This window comes from Clostridium sp. CM039 (assembly GCF_055081075.1).
On the sequence record NZ_CM143649.1, the window covers coordinates 1,264,493 to 1,289,699 of the forward strand.

Annotated in this window: 22 protein-coding genes and 1 pseudogene; 8 read left to right on the forward strand and 15 right to left on the reverse strand. The window is 31.4% G+C overall.

Annotation, left to right across the window (positions count from 1 at the left end; translation table 11 throughout):
* Window positions 1-9: 9 nt before the first annotated feature.
* The 11 genes and pseudogenes from dltB to tlp form a co-directional block, all read right to left on the reverse strand.
* Window positions 10-1,155 (reverse strand): D-alanyl-lipoteichoic acid biosynthesis protein DltB, encoded by a 1,146-nt coding sequence (gene dltB, locus ACWJJ2_RS05925; protein WP_216303020.1) that lies wholly within the window; start codon window positions 1,153-1,155, stop codon window positions 10-12.
* Window positions 1,156-2,631 carry a D-alanine--poly(phosphoribitol) ligase subunit DltA gene (gene dltA / locus ACWJJ2_RS05930; protein WP_462953973.1) on the reverse strand — a complete coding sequence of 492 codons (1,476 nt, stop codon included), beginning with the start codon at window positions 2,629-2,631 and terminating at the stop codon, window positions 1,156-1,158.
* A gap of 740 nt (window positions 2,632-3,371) precedes the next feature.
* Window positions 3,372-4,745, reverse strand: coding sequence for a sensor histidine kinase (locus ACWJJ2_RS05935; protein WP_216303018.1), 1,374 nt, complete (start codon window positions 4,743-4,745; stop codon window positions 3,372-3,374).
* Window positions 4,736-5,395 (reverse strand): response regulator transcription factor, encoded by a 660-nt coding sequence (locus ACWJJ2_RS05940; protein WP_462953974.1) that lies wholly within the window; start codon window positions 5,393-5,395, stop codon window positions 4,736-4,738. Before ACWJJ2_RS05940 ends, ACWJJ2_RS05935 begins: the two co-directional genes overlap by 10 nt.
* 117 nt (window positions 5,396-5,512) lie before the next feature.
* Window positions 5,513-6,016, reverse strand: coding sequence for a NisI/SpaI family lantibiotic immunity lipoprotein (locus ACWJJ2_RS05945; RefSeq protein ID WP_462953975.1), 504 nt, complete (start codon window positions 6,014-6,016; stop codon window positions 5,513-5,515).
* 12 nt (window positions 6,017-6,028) lie between these two features.
* On the reverse strand, window positions 6,029-6,784 hold the full coding sequence (locus tag ACWJJ2_RS05950; RefSeq protein ID WP_462953976.1) for a lantibiotic immunity ABC transporter MutG family permease subunit: 756 nt from the start codon (window positions 6,782-6,784) through the stop codon (window positions 6,029-6,031).
* Window position 6,785: 1 nt separating this feature from the next.
* Window positions 6,786-7,511 (reverse strand): lantibiotic immunity ABC transporter MutE/EpiE family permease subunit, encoded by a 726-nt coding sequence (locus tag ACWJJ2_RS05955; RefSeq protein WP_462953977.1) that lies wholly within the window; start codon window positions 7,509-7,511, stop codon window positions 6,786-6,788.
* A complete protein-coding gene (locus tag ACWJJ2_RS05960) occupies window positions 7,511-8,218 on the reverse strand; it encodes a lantibiotic protection ABC transporter ATP-binding protein (protein WP_462953978.1) in 708 nt (235 codons plus the stop codon). The genes ACWJJ2_RS05955 and ACWJJ2_RS05960 overlap by 1 nt, the downstream gene beginning before the upstream one ends.
* A gap of 214 nt (window positions 8,219-8,432) precedes the next feature.
* A complete protein-coding gene (locus tag ACWJJ2_RS05965) occupies window positions 8,433-9,659 on the reverse strand; it encodes a D-alanyl-D-alanine carboxypeptidase family protein (RefSeq protein WP_462954315.1) in 1,227 nt (408 codons plus the stop codon).
* A 210-nt stretch (window positions 9,660-9,869) separates the two neighbouring features.
* Window positions 9,870-11,039: pseudogene (locus ACWJJ2_RS05970) on the reverse strand (amidohydrolase).
* A 236-nt stretch (window positions 11,040-11,275) separates the two neighbouring features.
* Complete coding sequence (gene tlp / locus ACWJJ2_RS05975; RefSeq protein WP_216303011.1) at window positions 11,276-11,503, reverse strand: small acid-soluble spore protein Tlp; 228 nt, start codon at window positions 11,501-11,503, stop codon at window positions 11,276-11,278.
* A 277-nt stretch (window positions 11,504-11,780) separates the two neighbouring features.
* Here tlp and ACWJJ2_RS05980 point away from each other — a divergent pair, with 277 nt between their 5' ends.
* Window positions 11,781-12,764, forward strand: a complete 984-nt coding sequence (locus ACWJJ2_RS05980) for an AI-2E family transporter (RefSeq protein ID WP_462954316.1) — start codon at window positions 11,781-11,783, stop codon at window positions 12,762-12,764.
* 213 nt (window positions 12,765-12,977) lie between these two features.
* Here the strand turns inward: ACWJJ2_RS05980 and ACWJJ2_RS05985 are convergent, their stop codons facing one another.
* A complete protein-coding gene (locus ACWJJ2_RS05985; protein ID WP_462954317.1) occupies window positions 12,978-13,841 on the reverse strand; it encodes a cell wall hydrolase in 864 nt (287 codons plus the stop codon).
* A 325-nt stretch (window positions 13,842-14,166) separates the two neighbouring features.
* On the opposite strand from ACWJJ2_RS05985, the gene ACWJJ2_RS05990 reads away from it, so the two are divergent.
* The 4 genes from ACWJJ2_RS05990 to ACWJJ2_RS06005 all read left to right on the forward strand — a co-directional run bounded on the left by ACWJJ2_RS05990 (window position 14,167) and on the right by ACWJJ2_RS06005 (window position 18,249).
* Window positions 14,167-15,105: an acyl-CoA dehydratase activase-related protein gene (locus ACWJJ2_RS05990; RefSeq protein WP_220286956.1), complete on the forward strand. Its 939-nt coding sequence runs from the start codon at window positions 14,167-14,169 to the stop codon at window positions 15,103-15,105.
* Complete coding sequence (locus ACWJJ2_RS05995) at window positions 15,059-16,156, forward strand: acyl-CoA dehydratase activase-related protein (protein WP_220286957.1); 1,098 nt, start codon at window positions 15,059-15,061, stop codon at window positions 16,154-16,156. The genes ACWJJ2_RS05990 and ACWJJ2_RS05995 overlap by 47 nt, the downstream gene beginning before the upstream one ends.
* Window positions 16,137-17,093 (forward strand): acyl-CoA dehydratase activase, encoded by a 957-nt coding sequence (locus ACWJJ2_RS06000; RefSeq protein ID WP_216303006.1) that lies wholly within the window; start codon window positions 16,137-16,139, stop codon window positions 17,091-17,093. Before ACWJJ2_RS05995 ends, ACWJJ2_RS06000 begins: the two co-directional genes overlap by 20 nt.
* Before the next feature lie 394 nt (window positions 17,094-17,487).
* Entirely contained in the window at window positions 17,488-18,249 is a 762-nt protein-coding gene (locus tag ACWJJ2_RS06005) for a DeoR/GlpR family DNA-binding transcription regulator (protein ID WP_462953979.1), read from the forward strand.
* 36 nt (window positions 18,250-18,285) lie between these two features.
* Here ACWJJ2_RS06005 and ACWJJ2_RS06010 read toward each other — a convergent pair whose 3' ends face one another.
* Together ACWJJ2_RS06010 and ACWJJ2_RS06015 are read right to left on the reverse strand one after the other, a co-directional pair.
* A complete protein-coding gene (locus ACWJJ2_RS06010; RefSeq protein WP_462953980.1) occupies window positions 18,286-19,890 on the reverse strand; it encodes a S41 family peptidase in 1,605 nt (534 codons plus the stop codon).
* A 198-nt stretch (window positions 19,891-20,088) separates the two neighbouring features.
* The gene (locus ACWJJ2_RS06015) at window positions 20,089-20,583 is read right to left on the reverse strand and encodes a GNAT family N-acetyltransferase (protein ID WP_462953981.1); all 495 of its coding nucleotides are present in this window, start codon (window positions 20,581-20,583) and stop codon (window positions 20,089-20,091) included.
* Between the two features lie 192 nt (window positions 20,584-20,775).
* Here ACWJJ2_RS06015 and ACWJJ2_RS06020 point away from each other — a divergent pair, with 192 nt between their 5' ends.
* Genes ACWJJ2_RS06020 through ACWJJ2_RS06030 form a run of 3 tightly spaced genes read left to right on the forward strand, consistent with a single transcriptional unit; the run spans window position 20,776 to window position 23,946 of the window.
* Window positions 20,776-21,159, forward strand: coding sequence for a BlaI/MecI/CopY family transcriptional regulator (locus tag ACWJJ2_RS06020; protein WP_216303003.1), 384 nt, complete (start codon window positions 20,776-20,778; stop codon window positions 21,157-21,159).
* Window positions 21,159-22,928, forward strand: coding sequence for a M56 family metallopeptidase (locus ACWJJ2_RS06025; RefSeq protein WP_462953982.1), 1,770 nt, complete (start codon window positions 21,159-21,161; stop codon window positions 22,926-22,928). Before ACWJJ2_RS06020 ends, ACWJJ2_RS06025 begins: the two co-directional genes overlap by 1 nt.
* Window positions 22,929-22,956: 28 nt before the next feature.
* Entirely contained in the window at window positions 22,957-23,946 is a 990-nt protein-coding gene (locus tag ACWJJ2_RS06030; protein ID WP_462953983.1) for a stage II sporulation protein P, read from the forward strand.
* Window positions 23,947-23,998: 52 nt separating this feature from the next.
* Here the strand turns inward: ACWJJ2_RS06030 and ACWJJ2_RS06035 are convergent, their stop codons facing one another.
* Window positions 23,999-25,126: an aminopeptidase gene (locus ACWJJ2_RS06035; protein WP_462953984.1), complete on the reverse strand. Its 1,128-nt coding sequence runs from the start codon at window positions 25,124-25,126 to the stop codon at window positions 23,999-24,001.
* Window positions 25,127-25,207: the final 81 nt, after the last annotated feature.

Sequence of the window (25,207 nt, forward strand, 5' to 3'; positions counted from 1 at the left end):
TTCCTCCTTCTATTTAAATAAATATCCTGAAAATATTAAAAAACTAAAACATATCAAATTAAAAGTTACAAAAGTCGAAGCAATTTTAAAATAACCCTTTCCTTTGATTTTTTTGTAGAGTACTTTTCTCTGAAAATAATCTGTAACTATGATTAAAATCCCATGGAAGGCACCGTAAACAACATAATTCAACTGAATCCCATGCCATAGCCCCATGGTTATCATGTTTATCATGAAACCAATGTAGGAAGCTGTATATCTACTCTTGAACCACTTTTTCTTAATGGCAGTCATTACGAATCTATTATAAATAAAATCTCTAAACCAAAAAGATAAGCTCATGTGCCATCTGTTCCAAAAATCTTTTATATCTTTACTTATAAATGGAAGATTAAAGTTTTCAGGCGTTTTTATTCCCATTATGTAGCTTACGCCTATTGCAATTAAACTGTAACCGGCAAAATCGAAAAACAAATAAAAGCTATAAGAATACATATATTTAGTTGCATTTATTAAAGTGTGTGGTCTTAATGATATTACATTAATAAAATGTTGTTGTATATAATATCCTATTAAGAATTTGTAACCTATTCCCTGTAGAATCTTAAATAGTCCATCACCTAAATATTCAACATATTGTCTGGGCTTTATAACCTTATTGCTTTCCTCAGTAAATCTAAGTGAGCGGTCAATGGGTCCAGAACTTAACGTTGGAAAAAATAACATAAAATAAGCAAGATCAAAAATATTTATTTTGGTAATATACCCATCAAAAATTTGTATTAACATCTGAATAACTTTGAAAGTTAAATAAGAAATCCCTAGAAATCCAAGCTCTCTGTGTATAAGTATATTGCTAAACTTTGAGTATATTAAAGGTGACAGGCCTATAAATATCATTATCCAAAGTAACCATCTTTGTTTAAACTTTTTCACTATAAAGCTGTAAATAATAATTAACAAAAATTCCATTATAAAAAATATAATTAAATATTTAATTTGCTGTTTTGATTTGCCAAAAATTAAATACATCATAAATAAGCTAGCCGGTAGTCCATACCATTTTATCCTTTTGCCAAGCAAACCAACAACAATTGCTGGAATTAGCACTAAAATCATTATATAGAAATACAAAAAATCTCCATAAGGAAGCATTTAAAACTCCTCCATTATCTTTTTTCTGTCAATTTTTCCATTTCCATTTATCGGTAAAACTTCTATTACCTTTACTTTGCGAGGTATCATATATGAAGGCAATAAATCCTTCAAGGAATTTTTAACTAAGATAATTATGTTTCCTTCGTATTTATCATTTAACACTACAGCTGTTGCTAAATATTTAATTTTACCTCTTTCTTTAATAGGTACTACAACTGCATTTTTAATGAAAGGAAGTATTCTTATATTGTTTTCAATATCTTCAATTTCCACTCTATAACCATGAAGTTTAATTTGATTATCTATTCGTCCCTCATAATATAATAGACCATTAACTATATAACCCGTATCTCCGGTCCTGTATCCCCTCTTTTTAACATCTAAAATTTCTTTTTCAAAAAAATTTTTTTCTGTTAAAATAGGCTCAGCAAAGTACCCTATACTTACACTATCACCTACTATTAATATTTCATTTGTATTTTCTTCTATGATTATTTCACAGTCTTTTTTTACGTACCCAACTGGAAGCTTTTCTTTACTTAAAAGCATTTCTTTCTTTATTTCAATTGCAGTTACTGCTACTGTTGCCTCTGTTGGCCCATAGAAATTTATTATTTTAATTTTAGGGAATCTTTCGAATAATTTTCTTACGCATTCCTTAGAAAGTGTTTCTCCACAGAATAACAACTGCCTCAATTTGGGTAATAACTTTTCATTAAATTGCTCACTTTGTAAACACATTTCTGCGAAGGACGGAGTGGAAACCCAAGTTGTAATTCCCGAAGACTTAAAATCAATAAAAAGCTCAGGTAAATTAGCTATCATCTCTTTATCAATACTATATAGTATTGAACCAGAAACCAATGATAAATAAGTATCCATAACAGATAAATCAAAAGAAAAAGGTGCTTGATTCATAAATATTTTATCTTTTTTATCAGTTAAATCCATACTCCAATCAATGAAGCTTTGAATACAATTTTTAGTTATCTGAACTCCCTTTGGATTACCAGTACTTCCTGAAGTATATATAATATAATAAACTTCTTCATCCTTAATTCTATAACCTATATTTGGTATTTTATTCCCATGTTGTAATAAATGTTCTTCTATTTCACTCTTATTCAATATTGTTTCTGCTGGAATATCAATTAAATCATCTGATGTGTTTATAATTAGTTTAGCACCAGAAATAAATACAATATCTTTAAGCCTTGTAGTTGGTGTTGAGCTATCCACTGGAATATATGCATGTCCACTTTTTACACAAGCTAAAAAACAGATAAGCATTAAATGATCTTTATGTCCAAAAACTATTATTGGAGTTTTATCTTTTCCAAATAAATCTATAATATTTACAGCAAGTGAATCAGATTTTGTTTTTAATTCCCTATAGGTTAAGTTACTATTCCTATACATATGAGCTACTTTATCGCCAGTACTGTAACTTTCGATTTTATCAATAAAGTCCATAAATGTGCCTCCTCTCTATATTTCAAAAATCTATGTTTTCTTTTATTTCCTATTCGCTAAGCAATAATTATGTACATTATATAATCTAAATATATTAATAACTCTAAACATTCTATTTAACATAATTCAATGTTTTTGTTTACACACATACATTCGTTTTGCTTAATTATCCACTTTCCCTTGCCTCCATTTATATTCGCTCTTACAATTTATGGTATAACGCTACTCTATGTAAAACTTCCCATGTAATTATAAGGCATATTGGGTACAAATGTATACATAAAAGTAAAAAAATAAATAAAATTGTATATTGCAATATAAAATATCCGAAAATTTCAAGATAAATATAATATTAAATTGTAATGGTTTTTGCTCCATCATGTTGGCAGATAAACCGTTTAAAATTTTTCAACAAAGTAAAATGCATATTCCTTGCTTTCTTATATTACAAGAAGGAGTTTAAGAAAATTGTAATTAAACCTTAAGATTTCTTAAGATTAGAGTATACAACTTACCAAAGAGAACTAAAATACTCTGTAATATCGTTCAATTTTGTAGACCCTTTCTACTTTATAGTAAAATAGAAACAAAAAAAATTCTATGCTTATTTAAAAAAGCCCTCAAATGATTGGTTTTCAATCGCTTGAGGACTTTCTTTATCTGTATGACCTTCCCTTTAGAAAGACCTGTAGCTTTAATTATTATATTCTGAACTTGCTGTCAAAAAAATCACCAATCCCCTATTCACAAATTGGAATCTCTATTGTTACCTGTGCGCCACCAGTTACAAGTGAATTATCCATATGGAGGGTCCCCCCATGGAGATTTACAAATGATTGGGTAATGTACATCCCTATCCCATAATGACTTTTCGATGCGCGGCTACAATCACCCATATAAAATTGTTTTGTGGCTGATTTGATATCCTCGCTTGAAAAACCCTTTCCACCGTCTGTTGTAATGAATCTTATTTTATTATCCATGGATTTTACCTCAAAATAAATTTTTCCGTTACTTGGGGAGTAATCCACCGCATTTGAAATAACATTCATAATGGCACGTTGAAGTAGCAACTTATCAATCATAATCGACCTAGGAATATAAGTTTTAGTAAACTCAACTTTAAGTCCCTTGGTATTTGCAATGGCTTCAAGCTGCTCTTGAATTGTGCCAATAAAATTTTCAAAATCTATTCTTTCCAGTTGTAGAAAAAGAGTTTTTTCTGAATTTGAAATATCAATCAGTGTTTTGATATACTGATCAATCTGCCTTGTATTTGTTGAAATATAATCAATATATTCCTGTTGCTCCTTATCTAATGTTGAATCAGACAGCAATTCAGCATTTCCTTTGATAATTGTTAGTGGAGTTTTAAGATCATGGGCAAGAGCGGAAATCTGCTCCTTCTTTGCTTGTTCTATATTCCATTGCTGTTCTAATGATTTTTTTAATTCTGTTTTCATGTCTGATATTGATAAAAGTACATCATTGAATTCTTTAATTCCTGAACATTTTATGTCAAAGTCCAAATCCTGCTCCTTGATTTTTTCAGTAGCTTGCAGGAGGGGCCTTAGATGCTTATTTAGGTTTTTCGCATAAATAGTAGTAATGATTAAAATAATGAAAAAATATAAAGCGGCAAAAGTTATAATCATGATTTTTTCGGGATCCGGTAAATGCTTATTTAAAAACTCAGATTGGTAGCTCATTTGAACATAGTACTCTAAAACACAAAACCCATCTTCCCTTTCAATGAAATAGTAGTTCTTTTTGCTTACACTTTTAAGGTAAGTACCCTTAGCATATTCTGTTGCGGTAAGTAAGTCCTGACCCTCTAAATTTGTTTTTACAACCTGATATTCTTTATCGAAAACAGCAAATTTACATCCATAGGGTATCATGTTTTCTGTGATTTTCGGTGTAGATGCAAGTAATGGTTTAGCGCTCCTAGCCAAATCCTCGCAGTAACTCGGTATAAGAATCACACCATTTCTTACGCCTAGATTAAAAATTCCCATATATACTCCTGCGAAAACAATAAATGTAACTCCTAAAATTAATAGATACTTAAAAAAGACCGCCTTTAACGTAAAAGCTTTTTTCTTTACTTCCATTTGTACCCTATCCCCCATACCGTCTCAATTGGTGACAGTTCAAACACAGCTATCTTTGCCCGTATGTTTTTAACGTGCTCCGTAATAGCTGAGCTGTCACTTTCTCCATCATACCCATAAACACCTTCGTATATTTTGTCCTTTGAAAAAACCTGGCCTTGATTTCTGGCAAGAAATTCGCATATGTTATATTCACTTTTGGTAAAAGGAATTTTTTTATCATCCACTAAAATGTCCTTACCAGCTAAATCAAACTTCACCCCGGATACACAAAGAGTAATTCGCCTTTCACGGTTTTCCCGCCTAAGATAAGCATTTACTCTGGCTCTTAGTTCCCCCACTCCAAATGGTTTTGTAATGTAACCATCCGCGCCAAGCCCTAACCCGTACATAATATCTATTTCCATAGTTTTTGCTGTAAGAAAAATAATAGGACAGTCTACAATACCACGAATCTCCTTACAAAAAGTAAATCCATCCATACCCGGCATCATGACATCAAGTAAAATCAAATCAAAGTTTGAAAATTCACTAGTTAAAATTTTTTCAGGATTCACAACCGTAGTTACCAAATGATTATCTTTCTGAAGAATATTTTTAATTAAAGCCAGAATATCAGGTTCATCATCGATAACCAGAATTTTTGCCATATTCCTCACTCCTCGTATGTTGTCTATAACTAGTATAACGTCAAAATATTATCAAATCAACTTATATTATCCACAAATTCCAAATCATAGCGAAGCTTATTATAAGCACTTTTATTTTTACTCCGCAGGATATAATTTGATGGCTGTTTTATCAGTATACGCGCTACCTACCGGAATCGCTTTGTAAAAGTTGTTATCCACTTGGACGGCGATGGCTTCTTTACTATCTATACCTTTTATTGAACAAACACTTTGAAAAGATACAATAAACTTTGCATTTTGGGGAAGATCCTTTTTTACATCCTCTATTGTTAATTGGGCAGACAAATCAATTTCCTTTTGTTTAAGTATACAATTATTTTTATCAAGAACTGCCACTTTGTCAATAATTCCGTTCCATCCCCCAAGTTTAGACCGATCCAATGAAACATTTGAAATTTGATAAGTTACTTCTTTATAACTGATTTGAGTAGCATTTTTAACATTTACCTTGCAAACAACTTTATCTTTAATTGCATGGTTTCTTGCTTTTTTAATTATCCCATCTTTTGGAGAACATCCTATTGTTAGCGTACAAAATAAAACTGTGAACAAAAGTACAAATACTTTTTTTATCTTCATAACAAATCCTCCTTATTCATATGACTTTCTTCCTTCCCACTTTCTGAACCAAAATAAACTTGCAACAAAGGCTATACATATGGCAAATAACATTATAAATAATCCTTGCTTCGTATCAACCGCCAATTGAGTAGCGTAGGAATTAACTGAAGGATGATAAATAAATTTGAAAACGAGGTAATCGCAAAATCTCACGCTCCACGCGCATGGAATAAAATGCCATATTCTATTTCCAAGACCAGTAAGCATCAGAGCAGAAATCAGACTTTCGAAAACTCCAAGCCCTGTGGAAGCTCCTTTTCCAAATTGAAGACTTATGAACATATGCAAGATATAGATGAATATATTTCCTAGAACCAATGCTCCTGAGGCTTTCAAGTAAAATATATCAGGAATTGTTTGGAATCCAAGTGCAAAGATTCCTACAGCAAGTATAATAGAAAAGCTTCCCAATAAAAGTAAAATAATTAGCTTACTCAAATACGTGGTGCATTTTGATTTTGTACTGCACAGTAGTGTTTGAAAATTTCCAGCTTGCTCTTCCTGCTCAATTACTATCCCACTGATTATTCCTATCAGCAAAGGAAATGCAATTGCTAGGAGCTCCAGATACCCGCTTATTTTTGTTACTGTGTCCCATGAAGTCAATCTATAATACACCAAAAACATAAATGCTCCCGCTAGTGGAATAAGTAAATGAATCCACGGAATAGAAGTATGTCTTAATTTATAAAAATCCGATTTTATACACCTAAGTAAAGCAATCATATTAATTAACCTCCTGTTTTTCAAACCAATTAGCAGTAACAATCATTAGCAAAGCAAACAGAATAATGGACAAAATAGTTCCAATTGGAATCACGACTGGATTTCGCAGTGGATCTCCTATGCCTGCTGGCGTTCCATTTGGCAAAATCCCAAGAATGGAACACATAATACGTGACGTCCAACTATAAGGAGAAATCCACCACATTGATGTACTTACAGCCATAACATTTAATACAGTTCCAACTCCAACGTTTATCAAAACCGTCCCTAGCATTCCCAGTTTCTTCGCTAAAAACATACAAAGTGGAATCTGCCATAAAGATGTAACTGCAATCAAACCAGCTCCGGCAAATGCACTAAAAACTGGTACGGGAGTGATCATTAGATACCTTCCTAAAAAAATTCCAACTATAAAAACCATACATGAAAAAGTCATATAAATCCCGTTTGTCAAAACTTTTGAAATCCACACTTTTTTTAGTGAAATTGGCAGACCAAATACAGCCCTATAGCGTAACTTTTTTTGCTCCTTTTCGTTAGTCATTACTGCCATTATTGAAATATATCCCGGTAGTATCAGCATATACCACCAATTGAAGCTATTGGCTTCGAAATATTTTTCGGTCTTAAATCCAAATAACAAAGTAACTATAGGTGCGATAAGAATCAGCTTTTTTATAAATGTTCTTTTGAATTTTAAATTTTCTGATTGTAAACATTTAAGCATTATAAATCCTCCTTCCTATTCTTTTTCACAACCTCTGTGAAAAGTACTTCCAGATCTTCACCAGGATTAATTTTGCCGTTATACCCCAGCACCCCATTGCCTATGATACCAATGTGATCTGCAATCAATTCAACCTCAGACAATATATGACTAGAGAGGATGACTGTCATTCCCTGCGCCGGGAATGAACATATTAACTCACGTAAATCTTGTATTCCAAGAGGATCCAGGCCATTTGTAGGCTCATCCAAAATTAGCAATTTGGGTTTATTTAGTAGTGCAATTGCAATTCCAAGCCTTTGCTTCATTCCCATAGAAAACTGTCCTGCCTGCTTTTTTCCTGTATTCGTCAAATCCACAATTTCCAGTACTTCTTTAATACGGGAATCTGGAAGTCCTAAAAGAATAGTTCGTACTTTCAGGTTTTCAACAGCCGTAAGATTTTCATAAAGAGGTGGAGATTCAATCAAAACTCCTATATTAGAAAGATCCTTCCTGCTCCACTCATGACCTTCGAAAATAATTTCTCCTGATGTTGGATGAAGCATTCCCGTAATCATTTTTAATAGAGTTGATTTTCCGGCACCATTCGGGCCTAGCAATCCATAGACAGAATTTTTCTCAATGGACAGCGAAATGTTGTTTACTGCACGCTGTTTTTTGAAAGTTTTGCAAAGATTTTTTGTTTGTAAAATGTAATTTTTCATATATACTCATCTTCCTTTCGTTTACTATAGTTTTATAATACTAAGTAATTATAAGGATTCTATAAGGATTTTGTTTTTTCTGCTATTAATTGAATTCTTAGAATGAATACTTCGCCTTGATGGCACTTACAGTACAGATACATCAGCCATCCACGTAAAAAAAGGCCCTATCATGGATTTAATATCCACAATACAGCCCTTTCTTCACTTCATTTTAAAAATTCCTTTTAAATCTATTGTTCCTTCTTTTTCTCTTATTTAAATTAATCATTCTTATTATAACCGCTATTCCTATTAAAAATAAAATAAATATCCCAGTAGCCATAATGTATATATGTATATTGTTTTTTAGTAAAGATCCTTTCGAAACTGTTGAATACAGCTTGTAAGTTTTGACCTTCCCTTTTTCAGTTAATGTCAAAGTTCCAACGCTCTTATTTCCTTTAAGACTAGAAACAGACATACTGGTTAAGTTTATATTTTCCTTCAAATCTTTTTTGTTTGCTTCGTTGTTGTAATAGCTAACATCCTCTTTAGCTACCAGTGGTACACTAATAGTTTTCTCTGGACCAAAGAATCCAAGCGGTTTGTATTTTAATGTTTCAGTTCTTATTACAGAATTATTTGCATGTAATACTTCTTTCTGCAAATTATAGCTATAGTTAATTATGTTTTCCATATCATTGAAAACATAAGTGTCTTTGGCATCCATAACTGATCCCATAACAACCCCCATAATTTCTCTACCATTTCTTTCATAAAAGGCTACAAGACATCTTCCAGCTTGTGAAGTATATCCTGTTTTCCCACCAATACAACCATCTACGCCAAGAAGCTTGTTGCTATTTTCAATTTTAAATGTTGTACCTTTTGATGTTGATATGGTACTTTTCTTTTTAGTCATTGATTCTTTTACCCATGGGTTTAAAAATGCAGCTCTAGCCAATATACTCATATCATAAGGCGTAGTATAATGATTGGGACGCGAAAGCCCATTAGGAGTTACAAAATGAGTTCCTGTCATGTTCAATTGGGCTGCCTTATCATTCATCGTTTTCTCAAAGTTTGTACCATTTCCTGAGACGTCGTCTGCGATCATACAGGCCAGATCATTCGCTGAAAACAGTGACAGTCCATCCATTACGTCAGCACCTGACATAGTTTCATCAAGTCCAATTGGATGAAAATTAACATTTAATGAATCCGCAGGCTGGATTTTTGCACTTTGCGTATATTTTATTTCATCAGTTTTTTCCCTGTTCTCAGCGAGCAATAGCGCGGTCATTAACTTTGTTGTACTTGCTGGGTACGTTAGCTTGTCAACATTTTTCGCGTAAATTATTTCGCCAGTTGCAACATCTACAGTGATGGCTGCTTTCCCATATATTGTTGGTAAACTAGCAGTGTCATTACTACTAACTGCGAAAACATTTAAGTTCATAGAAAATACTAGAAATAAAACAATCAGAGTAAATTTTTTTTTGTATTTCAACTTTCATCTCTCCATTACTATAATTTATTTGCATTCATTATAAAATACAATTGAAAATAAGACTTTTCAACAGATAATATTTGATTGTATAAAGGTATATTATATCACATATATGGTTATTAGCACATTACCATATTAATCTTGTTTCATAAATCGACTTTATTTTTCTGTTAAAATAAGCAATGCGCGCCTACCGAGTTTCGCAAAATAATTTGCACTTGGTAGAATTGCCGCATCATCTACTGTAAATTTAGGATGATGAAGTGAATATGACACACCTGTACCTATACTAACAAATGCACCCTCTATTTGCTCTTGATAATAAGCAAAGTCTTCTCCAATTAGGGTTTGAGGAAGTTCCTTAATAACATATCCCTGTTCTTTTGCTACTTCTAATGCAACAGACGTCCACTTCGCTGTGTTATTTGTTGCTGGCGGTCCGCAATACCATTTTAGCTCGGCAGTTGCACCAAATGAGTCAGCCATTCCTTTAACTATTTGCAGCATTTTTTTAGGGACGAATTCACGTGTTTCAGCCTTAAGCGTCCTCACAGTTCCTTCAAAATAAGCTGTAGTGGGAATTACGTTCCATGTATTACCACTTTCCAAGTGAGTAACACTAATGAGTACTTGATCAAATGCACTAACATTACGACTAACAATTGTTTGTAATGCTGTAATCATATGAGCTGCAACAATAATCGGATCTGTTCCCTTTTCCGGTGATGACGCATGTGTTCCAGTGCCTGCAATTTCGACTTCAAAACGATCAACTGCTGCAGTCAAAGCTCCCACATTTGTTCCTAAACTGCCTACTTCTAAATCTGGTGAGCTATGCAATCCAAAAATTGCATCAACACCTGATAGGACTCCGCTTGCCAAAATGTCTTCTGCACCCTTCCCTATTTCTTCAGCTGGTTGAAATATAACCCGTACTGTTCCAGATAATGTTGATTCTTATTGTTTTAATAAATAAGCTGCACCTAAAATAACAGTTGTATGAAAATCGTGTCCACAAGCATGCATTTTTCCAAAAACTTCTGACTTATAATCTAAATCTGTTTCTTCAATAATAGGCAACGCATCAATATCGCAACGAATTGCAATAATAGGCCCTTCCTTAAATCCTTTTATTTCTGCAACTAACCCTGTTTCAAGTGGTAGATCAAGTACACGAATTTGAGCTTCATTTAATAGCTTACGTAAAGTCTGCGTTGTTTTAAACTCCTCTTTAGATAACTCTGGATGCTTATGAAAATTATGACGTATCTCTATAAGTTTTTCTTCCAAATTATCATCAACACTTTTTAATAATATCTCATTCTTCATAAAATCATACCCCTTAAATTTATTTAAACACACGTATAAATTGAGCTTTATCTATCTTTTCTAATTTCTTACCATAATAACATGAAAATATAATAATAATAATTATAATTATCAAATTAAAGATGCTTAATATATACTGCGAAAGCAAATAAAATACCAGTATGTTTACATACAAAATTCATAAAAACGGTATAGCTAAATATTGCTATACCGTTTCTGATTATTGTATTCTTACTCTATCTATATCCGTTTTTTTTATCTATTGCCTCTTCTCTAATTTCTGTTCTCATGCCTGTAATAGCTTCTTTTCTTCTCTCATTCTTTTCCTCTAGCGAATTTATAATTTTTTCATCATCTGTTTTTTCAATAGCTTCTTCAGCAAGGTTAAAATTTTCAATAGAATTATCAATATTCTCCTGAATTTTATCTACATTATCTCTCCTGTCATCTGGTTTGTTTTTCATAATTTCATCTCCCCTTTTGTTTGATTTAATAAACTATCTTTTATTATTATATCTACAAAAATATTTATTATGCGACAAAACATTAAAAGAAGAAAGACAAAGACGTTAATGTTTAGATATATCTATTTGTTAGCAATGAATAAGTATATAGCTACATGCTCAAACTATATTATATGGAGTAAATTAAAGGAAGTGTATGACTATGCTTAAAAATAACATACTAAAAAATTTGCTGATTATTAATTTAATTTTTTTGGCCATACTTCTTTTCAGTAAGATGTTCTTTGTTCATAAAATTATAATTATACTTTTTAAATCATTTTTAACTCCTTTTATATTTTCTGTGTTTTTGTTTTATATTATGAACCCATTAAATACAATTTTCATGAAAAATGGTTTAAAACCAAGTACCTCAGCTCTATTAACATTAATCCTTGGAGTATCTATTGGCACAGGTGCTATAACCTTTTTTAGTAATTATATTGCAATTCAGTTTAATGGAACAATAGAAGAACTAACCAATTTTATGAAAAGCCAAGACCCTGTTAATCAAATAATGAATAAAATTAATAACTATATACCCCCTGAGATATATAAAACATTTGCCAATATAGCTAATACTTATACGCATAATTTGGGTCAAACCCTTATGTTTGCAGTAAAGTATGCAATGCACACATTTTCAACTCTATTTCTTGTGTTAATAATATTATTTTTTTTGCTTAAAGATGGTTGTAAATTTAAAGATAAAATCATGTGCATAACCCCTAAAAAGTATGGAAAACTTGTTCTGAAAATTCTTTCTGAGAGCAATAAGGTATTGGATGCTTATGTTACAGGTCAAGCAAAAGTAGCTCTTTCTTTATCCATTATGATATTTATTGCCTACAAAATAATAGGCATTCCCAATGCTCTACTTTTCTCCTCAATAACTTTTATTTTGGCTTTTATTCCTTTTATAGGTTTTTTTATTTCCATGATTATTCCCTCTATCATTGCTTTAAGCATGGGATTTCTCATGATAGTAAAACTTATTATTGTATTCATCATTGTACAAACTTTAAAAGGAAGGGTTGTTGTGCCTGCAATTATGTCTCACGCAATGAAAATTCACCCTTTAACTGACATCTTCTTAGTAATAGGTGCAGTTGCAGTAGGTGGACCTTTGGCTGCCTTTACTGTTGTCCCTATTTATGCCATCATTAAAACAATATTATCTAACTTGTATGAATGCGGCATAATTAAAAAACTCAACAATTAATTCCACTAAAAAAAGGATTTTAATTAAGTTCTGAAATATAATGATTACTTACCTATAGACTTTTAATAACTGTGTAATCCATAAGAATTAATAGCTCCATTATTAGCCATTAGAAAAGCACCTGTAAATTTTCTACAAGTGCCAATGAATTATATTACTATTATGTATTGTCGTATTATACTTTTATTTTACGCATTTCACTAAAGTAATACTTTACTTTTTTATCAATTGTACAAATGTCATATTACCTATTATTCTGGAAACTGGTTGTGGCTCAGTCAATCCTTTGGGAGTAGCTCCACTGTAAAAAAACAAAGCTTTATTTGTTGGATCATTTCCATTAAGTGATTCCATTGCAGCCTTCATACCGCTTGCCTCTGCAGGTCTATTAATGTTACCATTTAATACCGGGGTGAATTGATAACGCCCATTTGTATTTTCATTAATAACAGCCTTAATTGAATTTGGAAAATAACTGCTCTTAACTCTATTTACAACTATTGCGCCTACAGCAACCTGAGCCTCATAACTTTCTCCTCCTGCTTCAGCGGTTATTAATCTAGCTAGCAAGTTCAAATCGCTATCTGTATATTTTATTGCCGTAGATTTCGTTTGCGCTGTTTGCGCTGCAGTAGAACTAGTACCTCCTGAAATCTTAAGAACTTGTCCTGGGAAAATGGAATCATTCCATTTGTTATTATCTTTCCTTAAATCATTTAATGATTGTCCACACTTTTTCGCTATTGAAGATAAGCAATCCCCACTTTTAACAGTATAAGTTTTAAGTGAATCGCTCTTCGTTTGTGTTGTTTGTTTCACCGTAGCACTAGTTCCTCCTGAAATCTTAAGAACTTGCCCCGGAAAAATAGAATCATTCCATTTGTTATTAGCTTTCCTTAAGTCATTTAATGATTGTCCGTACTTCATCGCTATTGAAGATAGACAATCCCCACTTTTAACAGTATAAGTTTTAGTTGTTGATGTAGCTGCAAATATATTTTGTGATGTAAGCATTGATACACCAATTGTTAATGTTGTTGTTAATAAAATAGATTTAAGACTTTTAAATTTGGTCATTATTTCCACTCCTTTTTCCTCCCAGGTTAGTTGACAGGTTAGGGTATAGGCACCTTAATTTCACATAAAGCTTCACCCCAAAATTAAATCCCGTACTTCCTTTGGAGTATTATTTTATTATACCATAATACGACAACGATAAAAATCCAATGCATTTTTCGGAATTTTATGTCATATATAAATAATATTAAATCATCACCCTCGAAGCTGAAATGTCGCTAAATCATGGATACTAAATCCAGTTTTTTTATATTTTACGAATACTTTTCAGCTTAATAGTTCAGAATTAAAAAGTGCTAGTAAAAAAGGATGTAAGGAGGAAATTATGAAAGTTGGTATTCCTAAAGGCTTATTATATTATAAATACTTTCCTTTTATAGAAAAGTTTTTAATTGAATTAGGTGCAGAAGTAATTACATCTGCTGATACAAACAAAAACATTTTAAATGGAGGGGTTAAATACTGTGTAGACGAGGCTTGTTTGCCCATAAAGATATTTCATGGACACATACTAGATATAAAGGACAGATGTGATTTACTAATAATACCTAGAATTATGAGGGTCCGCGCACGCGAATTTATATGCCCTAAGTTTTGTGGACTTCCAGAAATGATAATGTATAGCATACCCAATTTGCCAAAGGTAATGACAGAACCTATATATGCAACTAATGAGAAAGAATTATATTGTTGGTGTAAAAAACTAGCTCGAATGATTACGAAAGATAATAGCAAGGTAAGCGTTGCATTTAACAAAGCCTTAGAAACACAGAGGAATTTTAAATTTGGGATTAAAGATGAAGGCTTTAAAAAAAATGTTGCTTTAGTAGGACATCCATATAATCTTTACGATACTTTCATTAATATGAATATAGTAAAAAAATTAAACAAACTAGGTGTAGGAGTTATAACAGAGGAATATATGGCGGAGGAACAAATTAAGGCAGAAGTAAAAACTCTTTTTAAAAGGCCCTTTTGGACTTTTGCTGCAAATTCTTATGGATTTACAACTAGTATAGCTAAAAATAATGAAATAGATGGAGCAATATACATATCATCCTTTGCTTGTGGAATAGACTCTGTTGTACTAGAACTTATTAAAGAAAAAATTGGAGATTTCCCTCTTTTAGTTTTAAAAGTTGATGAACATACTGGTGAAGGCGGCCTAGACACAAGGCTTGAGGCCTTTATTGATATGATTGAAAGGAAAAATAATAATGAAGATAACATTTCCACATTTAGGCAACACATATCTTGCAGCTAAAGCACTATTTGATGGACTGGGTATAGAATGCATAGTTCCACCATTTAGTAGTAACGAGGCGTTAGAGCTCGGTTCAAAGTTTTCTCCAGAAGAAATGTGCTTACCTTATAAAATTATGATGGGCAATTATTTACAGAGTATAGATCTTGGAGCGGATACCATAATTATCCCTGGAAGCTGTGGTCCCTGTAGATTTGGCGAGTACTGTGAATTACAGATGAATGCGCTAAAGAAATTAGGACACGATTTGACTTTTATCGTAGTTGATAGCCCTTTTGACATAGGTAAAGAAGAATTCTTAAATCGCCTATCCAATATCACGGGTAATAGCCCATTAGGTAAAGCTCAAAAAATTAGAGCGTTAAAGGTAGCCTATAATGTAATTGAGCTAATAGAAAAAATTGAAAGTAAAGCACATTATTTAACAGGATTCGAGGTAACCAAAGGAGAATTTAAGGGCCTTTTAAAAGAATGTACCCTTAATGCTTCGAAAGCAAGTTCGCCATCACAGATGGTGAATATTCTAAAAGAATATAAAAATAAAATAAACGAGATTCCTATTAATAAACATAAGTCCCCAGTAAAAATTGCAATTATCGGTGAAATTTATACTATAATTGAACCCTTTTCTAATCTTTATATAGAAGATAAACTTATGGATTATGGGGTCGCCACTAAACGAATGCTTACTCCTAGTTGGTGGATTAAAGATACAGCACTTCGCCCTTTAAAGCTTAACTCAATTGACATAAGGAGAGCTTCTAGAGAATATCTCCCATATTATATCGGTGGGCACGCTAGAGAGTGCATAGGAGAAGTACTCCTTGCTGAAAAAGAGAATTTTGATGGAGCCATTCAAATTTTTCCTATGGGATGTATGCCAGAAATTGTATCAAAATCAATTTTGACTGCAATTTCAAATGATAAAGATTTTCCGATAATGACTTTGATAGTAGATGAAATGACTGGAGAGGCAGGGTATATTACTAGAATAGAAGCATTTGTAGATATGTTAGAGAGGAGGAAAAACAATGTACTATATGGGAGTTGATGTGGGATCTGTAAGTACTAATATTGTACTATTAGATAATACATTAAAAGTTATTGAAAAATTATATTTAAGAACAAAAGGTAAACCTATAAAAGCAATCCAAGATGGACTTAAAATTCTAAGTGAAAAATACGATAGTAAGCAAATAAGCTCAGTTGGAACTACAGGTAGCGGAAGACATATGGCTTCTTTTTTAATAGGCGCTGACATAGTAAAAAATGAAATTACTGCTCATGCAGTGGCAGCACTCGAAATTGATAAAGATGTAAGTACTATATTAGAAATTGGAGGTCAAGATTCAAAGATAATACTATTAAAAAATGGCATAGTGACAGATTTTGCAATGAATACGGTTTGCGCAGCAGGCACAGGTTCTTTTATTGATAGGCAGGCGGAAAGGCTAGAGATACCTATTGAAGATTTTGGAGAGTATGCATTAAAGTCAAAATCACCTGTAAGAATAGCTGGGAGATGTGCTGTTTTTGCGGAATCTGACATGATACATAAGCAACAGCTTGGATATAATGAGGACGATATAATAGGAGGTCTTTGTGAGGCAATGGTTAGGAATTATCTAAGCAATGTAGGGAAAGGAAAACAAATTCGATCAAAAATATTTTTTCAAGGTGGAGTTGCAGCGAATATAGGCATTAAAGTAGCTTTTGAAAAAGCCTTAGGCACTGAGATTCATGTTCCAGAGCACTACGATGTAATGGGTGCTATTGGAGCGGCAGTACTTGCAAATGAAGCAGTTATGAAGACAGGAAAAACAAATTTCAAAGGGTTTGAAGTAGCTTTCAATGATTTTGCCCCTCGAAATATAGAGTGCAATGGTTGTGGTAACAATTGTGAAGTAATTGAAATAAAAGATGGTGAAAAAACTGTAGGCTGTTTTGGAGATAGGTGTGGTAAATGGAGCAGTAAGATGGTTATATGATTTTTTTGTTTTAATTTTTAAATATTCATATATTAATTCAACAGCTCTCCTATTTATAAATTGTATAGAGGAGCTACAAAAACTACAGTTACGGAGCATCCTATAATATTGCCTATGCATTGTGACTATATGCATAAAAAAGCTAACCATTAACATGGCTAGCTTTTTTTCAAATGTCTTAATATATAAAATATCACGCTAAGCATTACCTTATCACGCTAAATTATAACATCTTTTAAATATTTCTGTTAATTAATTTAAGTTGTTTTCTATTGTTTGTTATCATTGTATACTATTTAAAGTTTTTATTCAATATATTTTGTAAGTTTAGATAATAATGTTATAATATTAATCAGCAACAACACTAAATGATAATAATTGATGAGGTGCTTAAATGTTTACTGAAGAAAGACTAGAACAAATCTTAAGTATACTTAATGAAACCGGTAGAATAAAAGTTAAAGAACTAAGTGAACGATTTAATGTTTCAGAATGTATGATAAGAAAGGATCTACAAAGACTAGAAAAATCTGAGGCCCTTCAAAGGACCTATGGTGGAGCTATCCTAAATAGAAAGATTTCTAAAAACAGCTCTATAACTACTAGAATGAACGTAAACTTAAATAGCAAAGAGTTAATATCTCAAAAAGCTTTTTCCCTTATAGAGAATGGAGATGTGATTTTTTTAGATACCTCAAGTATCAACTTTTTGTTAGCTAAATTAATATCTAATAGTACTAAAAATTTAACTTTAATAACTAATATGTCACTAATACCACCCCTTTTTAATGATAATGAAACCGTTAAGCTAATATGTATAGGTGGAGTATATAATAATAAATCTGGTGGGGTTTTTGGTTCAGAGGCAACTAAGAGTATATCTAAATATACCTTTAATAAAGGTTTTGTGGGGAGTTCTGGAATAAACTTAATTACAAATAGCGTAGGTACTGTTACATTAGAAGATGGTAATGTTAAAGAAATTATAGTCTCTAATAGTAAAGAAGTATTTTTACTTGTAGAAAAAGAAAAATTTAATGTTGATGGCACCTATAAATTTGCTACTTTAGATGATATAGATGTTATAATTACGAGTTCGGACCTTACTGATGAGATTAGAGAAAAACTGTCTAAATCAACTATAAAGTTAATCTAGACAGTTTTATATTAATATTATTGGTCTTATTTCCGCTTATTTCTGCACATTCTTTTTGATACTGCCTTCTGAGTAATTCTTTATGAATTTAAGTAATCTATATTCCTCATCTTTAGAATTAACCCAGAAGTCAGGTAAAACTCCTAATCCATCTCTCCATTCTAAATCATTATCTACAAAAAGAGTATTTCCAAAAAAAATATCGATCTTAGAATTTGGTAGAACATAATATCCCACATTCCCTATATTTGACATCCCACTTGTGTTTGTACCTATAAAAAATGTGTTACTACAACTTTTTAATGCCTTTACAAAGCCTTCACCTGCTGAAGCTGTATTCTTATCCATTAAAACAAAAATTATCTTTTCATTATTAATATGAGTTGAATCATCATGTCCTACTTCTGACCAACCGATATATTTAAGATCACTTTTCTTATTTTTATACATATCATTAAGTTGCTGTTCAAATTTAGGATAATCCTTTGGTCCCACCATTTTTTTACCGTTGTAAAGCAATGCATCTTTTGAATTTTTAGTAAGTAGCGTTGAACTAAAGCCCGGTGATTTGTACTCTTGATTTGTAAAATTTTTAATCCAATCGAAAGCATATATTTCATTCCCACCGTAATTCCCTCTTAAATCAATTATAACTAAATCTTTCTTAGATATCTTTTTACCATCTTCCACAAATTTTTCAAGTTTTTCAGATGGTTCAAAAGAATTTAAATCAATTACTGGTATTTTATAAACTTCTTCATATTTATAACTATTATTACTTCCTTTATGCACGTAATTTTTTGATGTATTCTCTAAGTTAATGCTTATATTATTGTCCTTATTACCATCTTTAAATTTTAGGTCAATTGGTAACATATCTTCATTACTCTTATATAATCTACATAATCTATATACAATATTTCCATTTTCATCTATAGAAGGCTTAATGTATTTTTCAGGCTCCTCTTTATTTATAGTAACAATACCTTTCATATCGTTATTCAATTTCAAAAAATAAGAGTTATCCTTTTTTATAACTTCGTATTTTTCAGTAGTGTACATAATAGACTCCTTACATGTTCTGCCACCCCCTATAGAAAAATGCCCATCTTGAATAAAATCTAAATTCTCACACATAACTTTTTCTAATTCGTTACATTCAATTCTGCCATTCTTTTTCTGCAACTTCTTAAATTCTATTAAAATATTTTCTTTTGCTTTTAGAAACTTTTCATCTCCTCCAAAATATTTATAACCAGCATATCCATACTTCAATTCTTTAAAAATATATTCTATATCCTCTATAGCCTTTTCTCCATCTACCGAAATTCCTTTTTTTGATTCATCTACTTCTATATAATCCGGGGTATTTTTTAAGTTTTCATATTTATAAAGAAACTCTTTTTTGAAGTCATTAATTGTCCTTATGCTTTGATTTCTTTCACTCGTTGCATCCCTGCTTTCAACAATACTCTCCATAATATCTTTCGGAATATTATTTTTTATGCTCTTAGCTTTCTCAATATCAATGTTTAAGAATTTTTTTGCATATATCTTATTAGGTATATCAAACTTAAAAATTATAGCAGCAATAATTACTAGTATACTAGCGCTTACAAAAACTTTTTTCATTTTATGCATTACATTCACTCCCCTTACTATCTATCCCACCAATGAAATAGTATTCCATAACCACCAATATTCCAATCATAGTATGCAAAAAAAATTGGTAAGTTTTAATTTGTTATCTTATTAAGAATATTCCACATATTATCTTAAATCCCTTTGTTATGAAAATAGACATAAAAAAAGCACCTAATTATACAGATGCTTATCAGCTCAAAATTCATAGTTATTTTGCAGATTTTCCAACAAACACTTTTTCTCCATAACAAAATTCGTTAAAATTTGTCCTTTTCGTTCAACTGCTTGTTCTTTTACCACTTTATACCCTCGCTTTTGAAAGAAAGGTTTTGCAGTTATAGACGCGTAGGTTATAACAATTTTCATATCGTTTTTCTGTGCATATTTCTCTAATTCATCTGCTATTATAGTTGCAACACCCATTTCTTGATAATCCTTATGAACAAATAGTCTATCAAAATACCCAGAATCATCTAAATCACCAAATCCAATTATCATACTATCTTCTTCAATTACAACAGAATAATGTTCTGAAAGAGATTGATCCCATGCAGAAATATCAATGTCTTTAGGCGCCCACACATCAAGTTGTGCTTCGTTATAATCTCTTGCATTTACAGAATGAACGGTGTTGTAAAACAGTTCAATAATTTCTTTGCAATCTTCTGATTGGTACCTCCGTAACTTCATCTTAAATTTCTCCTCATTTTAAATTTATTATTACTTTTAGAAAATTCCATTCAAGCATAATTTATAATATCATAAATCTTTATTGGTTTACTCCTTAGTTCTATTTAAATAGAAATGTAATAATTATCATTTAGAGGAATATAGTATAGAATAATACAAATTACAGTTGTAATTGAAATGAGGTGATATGGAATGTGTAAAATTCCCAAGATATCAAATGCTGAATGGGAAATAATGAAAATAATATGGATTAATTCTGAAATTTCATCAACCAATATTATACAAGAATTAAAGGATAAATCCGATTGGAAACCAGCTACAGTTAAAAGTCTGATAAACAGACTATTAACTAAAAATGCAATTGGATTTACTAAATTAGGTTATGAATATTTATATTTCCCTTTAATATCAGAAGATGAATGTAAAAAATCTGAAAGCCACTCCTTTATTAATAGGGTATTTAATGGCTCTATCAAATCTATGCTCTTAACTTTTGCCCAATCAGAAGAAATATCTGAAACAGATATAGATGAGTTAAAAAATATACTAAACCAATCAAGTAAAAGGGAAGGTTGATGCGTGTGGATTTTTTAAATATTTTTGAGATGATTGTACTTTCATCTTTAATTGGTAGCATAATTGTACTAATGATATTAATTTTCAAAGGAATATTTAGAAATAAACTAAATTTTACTTTCCACTATTATATATGGTTAATATTAATTATAAAATTAATAATTCCATTTGGGCCACAAACCCCTTTAAATATCTCTAATTTATATGAAAATTTTCATGTACAGGGTACTACAAATAAATCTACACAAATAACACAAAGTAATTCTTCAAAAGAACTTACAAATGCAACTTTAAGCAATCCAATATCAATAAGTGCGATGCACCCTTCAAATAAAAGTGTAATTAGTAAGGCTAACCGTATTCCTTTAAACCACAAAGTTAATATTGAAAAAGTGTTTTGTTTTATATGGATATTGGGCACCTCATTATCAATAGCGATATTAGTTACAGGATATAAAAAATTAAAGGATATTGTTGGAACGTCTATAAAAAATATAAACAGCACACATAGAGAAATTCTAAATAAATGCAAGAAAGCTATGAATATAAGAACTGAGGTAGAATTATCATATTCGCAAAAAATAAATAGCCCTTCTTTGTGTGGATTGATTAAACCAAAGATATTAATTCCAGTCAGTGTAGCCGCCAATATTGGTGATGAAGAATTTAAATATATTATAATGCATGAATTAACCCATTTGAAAAACAAGGATATATTTATAAATTATGCTATTACTTTATTGTCCATAATTTACTGGTTTAATCCTCTCTTGCTCTATGCTTTTCATAAAATGAGAGAAGACTGTGAAATTTCCTGCGATGGTCAGGTTATTTCTTATTTAGGAGCTAGAGAAAACCTGCAATATGGAAATACAATAATAAAAGTATTGGAGCTGGCTGGCAAAAGCAATAGACTTATAGGAACTACTTCAATGATTTTAAATAGTTTTGAAATAAAAAGGAGGATTATTATGATTTCAAAGTATAGGAAGATAAATTTCAAAGGTATATTACTTGGGACGGTCGTTTTCGTTATTATAGGAGGACTCGGTATTGCCATAAACACTTCAAACATAATCTCTGATAAAAATATTGTTAAAGCTACAACATTGCAAGTAAAAACACCAGTAATAACTTCTAAAAGTACAGTTAAAAACACACCAAATACAGCCTCAGCAGCTATTATAAAAAAATCAACAAGTGATAATACTGATTCTATAGTACCATTTTCAGCTGACATAGTAATTTACAATAGTCACGCTGATGAAGCTTATCCCTCTGGAATGAAAGTATCTGATGTGGGTGCTTTATTGAGCAATAAACTTGTAAAAGAAGGTTTTAATAGCCATTTTATAAAGTGTGACCCACCGGCAGACTATAATAAATCATATCAAGCTGCACGTGCTTTAATAACAAAAAATGTCAAGCAATATTCAAATACTATTTTAATAGACATACACTCCAATATATTAGAAAATGAAAAATCTAATGCGAGAAAAATGGTATTTCAATTTACTAAAAGAAACCCGCGTTATAAAGCAAATAAAAAATTTGTTGACAGTCTATTAGGAAATATTAAAAATTCAAAAGAAGTTAAATCCGAAATGTACTTTTATCAATTTGGAATATCTTATTTCAATGAAGATTTATCTAACAATTCAACAGTTATTGAGCTTGGAAATAATATATCCAGCGACAGCGATATTGAAGTTTGTGTAAATGCACTCGTTTCAGCATTAAAAAATACTCAAAAGACTTCATCTAAATAAAAGATAAAAATGTAGTGGGGGGATCAAGATGAGGCGTAAAGTTGTTAAAAAAGATGATAGTGGAAGAATGTTTTTAAGTGTTTCCACGTTTCTCATTATTATTTTATTAGGCTTAATTTTAACTAAAAGTGTTAATGCAAGCAATGAACGAAAATTTCAAAATCACTTTTATATTAAGGTTGTTAACCTTACATTAGCTTCAATTAATTCCCCAAACACTGGAAAACAGGATGTTAATAATGAAATTAAAAATGAAAATAGCACTAACAATGAAGGCGAAAATATAAAAACAGTTATACCCTTTAAATTAATTGAAAATCAGGTAAATAAGTCTGAAGACCCAAATGTTGTTTCAAATCTCCCTGGTCCAGATTTGAAACAACCCTTAAATAGAAAAAAGCCTCGAGTCCTAATATATCATACTCATACCTCAGAAGCTTATCGGACCTCGGATAATGATACCTCTAAAACTAACAGTAGTACAGATCAAACAAGAAATGTATGTGCTGTAGGGGATGTAATAAAGGAGAAATTAGAAAAAAAATATGGAATCGCCGTTATACATGATAAAACGGTAAATGATAAGCCATATTATCCTAAAGCCTACAAGAAATCTGGTGTTACTCTAGATAATTATTTAAAAGTATATGAAAATTTTGATTTAATTATTGATTTACATAGAGATAGTGTAAACGATAAGAATACAGTAACGACGAAAATAGACGGGGAAAATGTTGCCCAATTTATGTTTGTAATCGCACAGCAAAACCCCAAATATGCTCAACAGAAAAAATTGATAGATTCCATGATAGGAATATCAAATAAATTATATCCTAATCTTTTAAGAGGGCTAGAAATTACTGTTGTTAATCGCGGAATTGGTTTTTATAACCAAAATAGAAGTGGTAATGCAGTATTAATTGAACTAGGCTCCTATACTAATACTACTTCGGAAGCAAAAAATACTGGTAAGTATTTATCAATAATTATTGCAGAGCAATTAAATAGAAAAAAGTAAATAATTTTTACAATTTTCAAGTTAAAAAAGATAGGAAATCCTATCTTTTATCTTATAAGCCATACTTTTCTAGTATGCCTTCAATAAACTTTCCATTTTCATAGAATAATTCACCATCAGCATAAATTTTCCCACCATTTCTCATATTGCAAAGCATATCCCAATGAATAGTAGATCTATTTAATCCACCGGCTTCTGGCATTGAATCTCCAATAGCCATATGCACCGTTCCGCCAATTTTTTCATCAAAAAGCATGTTTCTTGTAAAATCCACAATGCCATAGTTTGTGCCTATAGCTACCTCACCAAAGCTGCGCGCTCCTTCATCAGTTTCAAGAAGTGCCTTAAGTAGGTCCTCTCCTTTCGTGGCTGATCCTTTAACCACCTTTCCTTTTTCAACCTCTAGAACTATCCCTTCAATTTCTTTACCCATATATATTCCTGGAAAGCTAAAGGTAATTACTCCATCCACTCCGTCCTCAACAGGTGAAGTAAATATCTCTCCGTCTGGAAAATTTTCTTTTCCATCGCAGTTTATCCACTTTCTTCCCGATATATTTACTTTGATATCTGTTCCCTCAGAAATAAACTGTAATCCTTTTTTAGTATCAAGGTATCTAACCCATCTTTCTTGCTCTGAACTTATCCTTTTCCATTCTGCTACTGGATCTTTCGCATCAAGTAATCCTGCACCATAAACAAAGTCCTCGTAATCGCTAAAGCTCATTGAAGCTTCCTGAGCATCTGCATAAGTAGGAAATTGTGTGCCACACCATCTTAACGACCCATTGCCCATCTTCTCAGAATATATTTTTCTCCAACTCGCTTCCCCTTGGGAATACATTTTAAATTTATTTGCATCAATTCTTGAATTTGTCTTTGTATTTCTACTTCCCCAAGCGGAAATCCACACATCTGCTTTTTCAAGCATAGTTTTAAAAATCAGATTTTCTTGAAGAAGCTGTTCTTCACTGCTATATTTAAGTTTTATTTCTGATACCTCCTGTGAAGTTAATACAGTTTCCACATGAGCACCTGCCTTCACAGCTTCCTTTACTACCTCTACCATCCAAGGTCTTGCAACCTCATCACAAGATACAAATACAAAATCACCTGGTTTAACCTTAGTAGAATAATTCACAAGTAGCTTTGCAAGTTTGTTAAGTCTTTGATCAGCCATTTATACTTCCCCCTTAACTTTCTAAATTATATATACCTATTATTTTATCATATATATTGTTATTTAAAACTGTTATACTAA